Source organism: Thalassospira sp. UBA1131, from assembly GCF_002311515.1.
Classification (GTDB): domain Bacteria; phylum Pseudomonadota; class Alphaproteobacteria; order Rhodospirillales; family Thalassospiraceae; genus Thalassospira.
Genome location: NZ_DCAO01000012.1, coordinates 1 through 4,078, shown reverse-complemented (window position 1 = coordinate 4,078; position 4,078 = coordinate 1). Strand labels below are relative to the sequence as shown.

Here is a 4,078-nt window from a genome sequence, read left to right as displayed (position 1 = left end):
GGCAGGAACCAAGGAAAACCGCCGGTTGCAGGCCAGTGGCGCAGATCACTGTCAATTCTTTTGACTGCGACTATTGCCTAACTCTAAAAGTGTTTTCCTTCACATTTAAGTGGTTAAGTGACTGAAATAATTATTATTATTTCGGTTTTCAAAGGTCCGGGGAGACGGGGTTTTACAGCTTGACAGCCCATGGGGTGCTAAGTATGTTGCCCGCGCATTTCCTTGCGACGTTTGCAGGGCTGCCAAAGCGGGGTTCACGACAATGAGCGATGATAAAGATCGCGCTTCATTAGCAGAGCTTGAGAGCAAACTGGCAGCCGTAGCAGGCAAGCGAGAAGAACTGCACAGCCCGAACCGGGCGACCGGCAAACCATCTCAAGGGATGGCGCTTGGCATGAGGATTTCGGCGGAAATGATCGCTGCGGTTCTTGTCGGCTTGCTGATTGGCTGGGCGCTGGATCGGGTGCTTGATACGACACCTTGGCTGCTTGTTCTGTTTGTTTTTCTCGGAGCAGGTGCCGGAGGTTTGAACGCTTATCGCGTTGCCAAGGGTTTTGACAGTGCTGTCGGACTTGGTCGTGCGATGGGGGAGCGCAAGCAGGGGAACGGGGACAAATCCGAACCCTGATAATATTGAGCGAGGATTACGGTGGCTGGACCGCTAGAGCAGTTTGAAATCAAGCCCTTGGCCGAACTTTCGGTTGCCGGCATTGATATTTCCTTCACCAACTCCGCACTTTGGATGGTGATCGCAGCCGTTCTCGTAACGGGCTTCATGACGCTTTCGATGCGTCGCGGCGCGCTGGTTCCGGGCCGCTGGCAGGGATCTGCCGAGGTGATGTACGAATTTGTCGCCAATATGCTCAAGGACAACGTGGGAAGCGCAGGTCGCAAATATTTCCCGTTCGTCTTTACGCTGTTTATGTTTGTTCTGTTCGGGAACCTGCTTGGCATGATCCCGCACAGCTTTACCTTTACGAGCCACATCGCTGTTACCTTTGCGATGGCTCTGGTGATCTTCCTCGGTGTGACGGTCATCGGCTTCATGCGTCATGGCACGCATTACCTTCGGATGTTCTTCCCTGAAGGTGCGCCGATTGCGACTGCGATCATTCTGATCCCGATCGAAATCATCTCCTATTTCTCTCGTCCGTTCAGCCTGGCGATCCGACTGTTTGCGAACATGACCGTCGGCCACATCATGCTGAAAGTTATCGGTGGGTTCGTTGGCCTGATTGGCATTCTCGGCGTGCTTCCCTTTGCTTTGCTGACGGGGATTACTGTTCTGGAGTTCGGCATTGCTGCGCTTCAGGCTTACGTCTACACAATTCTCACCTGCATCTATCTCCATGATGCAATCCACATGCACTGATGTGTGTGGTTTGGTGTGATCTCTTCTGATTGCCTTTAAGAAATTCGAAAGGGTGAAGTTATGGAACTCGATGCTGCTAAGATGATCGGTGCTGGCCTGGCTGCTATTGGCATGATTGGTGCCGGTATCGGTGTTGGTAACATCTGGTCGAGCCTGATTGCGACTGTTGGCCGTAACCCGGCTGCAAAAGGCGACGTTGAACTGTATGGCTGGATCGGCTTTGCTGTTACCGAAGCTATTGCACTGTTCGCACTCGTCGTTGCGCTGATCGTTCTGTTCGGCTAATCGGCGCCTTTTGCGCGAATACACGGCCCGGCGAGGCACTCCCTCGCCGGCGTCGTTGAATTCGGGAGTAGGCTATGCCGCAGTTTGATATTGCGACGTTCTCGGAACAGATCTTCTGGCTGTTCGTTATTTTCGCCATCTTGTATTTCCTGATGTCGAGAATTGCGCTGCCGAAGGTTGGTGAAGTTCTTGAACGCCGTCAAAAAACCATCGAAGACAACCTTGGCAAGGCTCGGGCGTTGAAAGACGAAACCGATGCCGCCATCGCGAAATACGAGGCTGCTCTGGCAGAAGCTCGTGAAGCCGCTCAGGCTGACATTCGCGAAGCATCGGAAAAGGCTGCTGCAGAGCAAGCCAAGAAAACCGAAGCTATGGTCAAGAAGCTGTCTAAAAAGACATCTGATGCCGAGAAGGCAATTGCGGACGCCAAAGCGGATGCAATGACGGGTGTTGCAGAAGCAGCATCGGAAATTGCCCGTGAAGCAACCGACAAACTTATCGGTGTCAAGGTTCAGGCCAAAACTGCCGACAAGGCTGTTTCGGCAATCGTAGGAGAGTAAGACAATGGCAACCCAAGAGGTTACTTTCCTTACCGATCCATACACCTGGACCACGCTTTCTTTCGTGCTGGTCGTCGGTTTTGGCGGTTTCAAAGCCGTCAAAGGGATCTCTGCCGCACTTGATAAACGTGCACAGAAGATTTCCGACGAACTGGACGAAGCACAGCGTCTTCGCGAAGAAGCCCAGGAGCTTCTGGCCAATTATCAGGCCAAACAGCGTGAAGCGCTTAAGGAAGCTGACGAAATCCGTGCGCATGCCAAGGTGGAAGCCGACCGTATGCTCGAGAACGCCCAGGCAGAACTGAAAGCGGCGCTCAAACGTCGTGAACAGCAAGCTCTGGACCGTATCTCCAACCTCGAAAGCCAGGCTATTGCCGAAGTTCGTGCACATGTTGCCGAAATCGCAGCCAAGGCCACCATGGCCCTTGTCAGTGACAAGGTTTCTGGTGCAAAGGCAGACGAGTTGGTTGATAGCGCGATCGCGGAACTCAAAGGTCGTCTGAACTGATTTTTTCCGGTTTCCGGAAACTGAAAACCCCGCAGCATCGCTGCGGGGTTTTTTATTGTCAACTGACAGGCTTGGTTTCTTCGGAAACGTTACTGCTTTTCAGCTGCAAGCACGAGGAATGGTGGACGTCGTCGATGATTATCCCAGCGTCCATCTTGTCCATGCTCCTGGGGTTCAGGCTCGAGAAGACGTAGAAGGTTAAACCCTGCGTCTAGTAACCCATTTACATAGCTTTCGACGGTCCTGTGATATTTGATGACGCCGTCAATGAACCAGCTCGTTTCGCGCGGGCCCTCATCGCGATAATTATCCAAAGGCCAGTGCAGCTTATTTCCATCGGCATCCAAAGCCCACTTTTGTGCGGCGAGCGCAGTGCAGATAGGATGTTCAACCGAAAACACAAGCCTGCCTTTGGCAGGAAGCCATGAAGCGAGCTTAACCAGAATATCTTCGTAGTTTTGTACATAATGCAGCGCCAACGAAGAGATTATGCAGTCAAATTTGTCTGTGACCTGAGGTTCGAACGTTTCAATTGCAGCATTGAAATAGGTTACTGCATCGTCGTCAGTCTTCTCGCGTGCGGCAGTGATCATATTCTGTGACGGATCAATTCCAATAACCGATGCGGCACCTTTTGACCTGGCAAAGCGCGCAAAATCGCCAAAACCGCATCCAATATCAAGCAGGTGCAAACCTTCGAGTGATTGAGGAAGCAGGCTACGAATTGCAGGTTGCTCGAGTACGTCGTTCAATGCGGTTCCCGACTTGCGAAGCTCTTCGTATCCCTTATAGAAATCGGGATCGTCGTAAATGTTTTGCGGCTTGGGCATATAGACCTGCATCTCGTAAGCACAAAATGGCATGGGTGCCGTCGGAACAGGCTATTCTGTTCTGACGGCACCTGCCAAGTTTTTGATCATTAATGATATGCGATTTGCCGCGGCAACGTCTTAGGAAAGGCGATCCCGGCCATGCGATTCATCAAGGTCCAAGACCGGGCCCAATGGCACCACGCCGGACGGATTGATCGTCGGGTGGCTTTCGTAATAGTGGCCCTTGATATGGTTCATAAAGACCGTCTCTTTGATCCCCGGGTGCTGATACAGGTCGCGGGTATAGGCCCAAAGATTGGGATATTCATTCAGCTTGCGCAGGTTGCATTTGAAATGACCGTGATAGACCGGATCAAAGCGCAACAACGTCGTGAACAGGCGCCAGTCGGCCTCGGTAAGCCGGTTGCCAACAAGGTAGCGTTGCTTTGAAAGGCGTTCTTCAAGCCAGTCCAATGCATTAAACAGCGTGGTGACGGCTTCTTCATAGGCGGATTGCGTGGTGGCAAAGCCGGACTTGTAA

At 52.2% G+C, this 4,078-nt stretch carries 7 protein-coding genes; 5 read left to right on the top strand and 2 right to left on the bottom strand.

The features are described from left to right. The first annotated feature begins 262 nt into the window (after nucleotides 1-262). The 5 genes from B3Z49_RS01560 to B3Z49_RS01540 all read left to right on the top strand — a co-directional run bounded on the left by B3Z49_RS01560 (nucleotide 263) and on the right by B3Z49_RS01540 (nucleotide 2,725). A complete protein-coding gene (locus B3Z49_RS01560) occupies nucleotides 263-628 on the top strand; it encodes an AtpZ/AtpI family protein (protein ID WP_040823076.1) in 366 nt (121 codons plus the stop codon). 21 nt (nucleotides 629-649) lie between these two features. Beyond that, a complete protein-coding gene (locus B3Z49_RS01555) occupies nucleotides 650-1,372 on the top strand; it encodes a F0F1 ATP synthase subunit A (protein WP_008889876.1) in 723 nt (240 codons plus the stop codon). 60 nt (nucleotides 1,373-1,432) lie between these two features. Continuing rightward, nucleotides 1,433-1,657 carry an ATP synthase subunit C family protein gene (locus B3Z49_RS01550; protein WP_007089066.1) on the top strand — a complete coding sequence of 75 codons (225 nt, stop codon included), beginning with the start codon at nucleotides 1,433-1,435 and terminating at the stop codon, nucleotides 1,655-1,657. 74 nt (nucleotides 1,658-1,731) lie between these two features. Next, the gene (locus B3Z49_RS01545; RefSeq protein ID WP_008889877.1) at nucleotides 1,732-2,217 is read left to right on the top strand and encodes an ATP synthase subunit B'; all 486 of its coding nucleotides are present in this window, start codon (nucleotides 1,732-1,734) and stop codon (nucleotides 2,215-2,217) included. Between the two features lie 4 nt (nucleotides 2,218-2,221). Next, nucleotides 2,222-2,725, top strand: coding sequence for a F0F1 ATP synthase subunit B (locus B3Z49_RS01540; RefSeq protein WP_064781144.1), 504 nt, complete (start codon nucleotides 2,222-2,224; stop codon nucleotides 2,723-2,725). Between the two features lie 89 nt (nucleotides 2,726-2,814). Here the strand turns inward: B3Z49_RS01540 and B3Z49_RS01535 are convergent, their stop codons facing one another. Together B3Z49_RS01535 and B3Z49_RS01530 are read right to left on the bottom strand one after the other, a co-directional pair. Further along, nucleotides 2,815-3,567, bottom strand: a complete 753-nt coding sequence (locus tag B3Z49_RS01535; protein WP_296987776.1) for a class I SAM-dependent methyltransferase — start codon at nucleotides 3,565-3,567, stop codon at nucleotides 2,815-2,817. Between the two features lie 108 nt (nucleotides 3,568-3,675). Continuing rightward, a partial coding sequence (locus tag B3Z49_RS01530; RefSeq protein ID WP_296987775.1) for a glutathione S-transferase C-terminal domain-containing protein occupies nucleotides 3,676-4,078 on the bottom strand: 403 nt, incomplete at its 5' end.

Coding starts and splice junctions, on each gene's coding strand:
- B3Z49_RS01535 (WP_296987776.1), bottom strand. CDS start 3,567: ATGCAGGTCTATATGCCCAAGCCGCAAAACATTTACGACGATCCCGAT.
- B3Z49_RS01540 (WP_064781144.1), top strand. CDS start 2,222: ATGGCAACCCAAGAGGTTACTTTCCTTACCGATCCATACACCTGGACC.
- B3Z49_RS01545 (WP_008889877.1), top strand. CDS start 1,732: ATGCCGCAGTTTGATATTGCGACGTTCTCGGAACAGATCTTCTGGCTG.
- B3Z49_RS01550 (WP_007089066.1), top strand. CDS start 1,433: ATGGAACTCGATGCTGCTAAGATGATCGGTGCTGGCCTGGCTGCTATT.
- B3Z49_RS01560 (WP_040823076.1), top strand. CDS start 263: ATGAGCGATGATAAAGATCGCGCTTCATTAGCAGAGCTTGAGAGCAAA.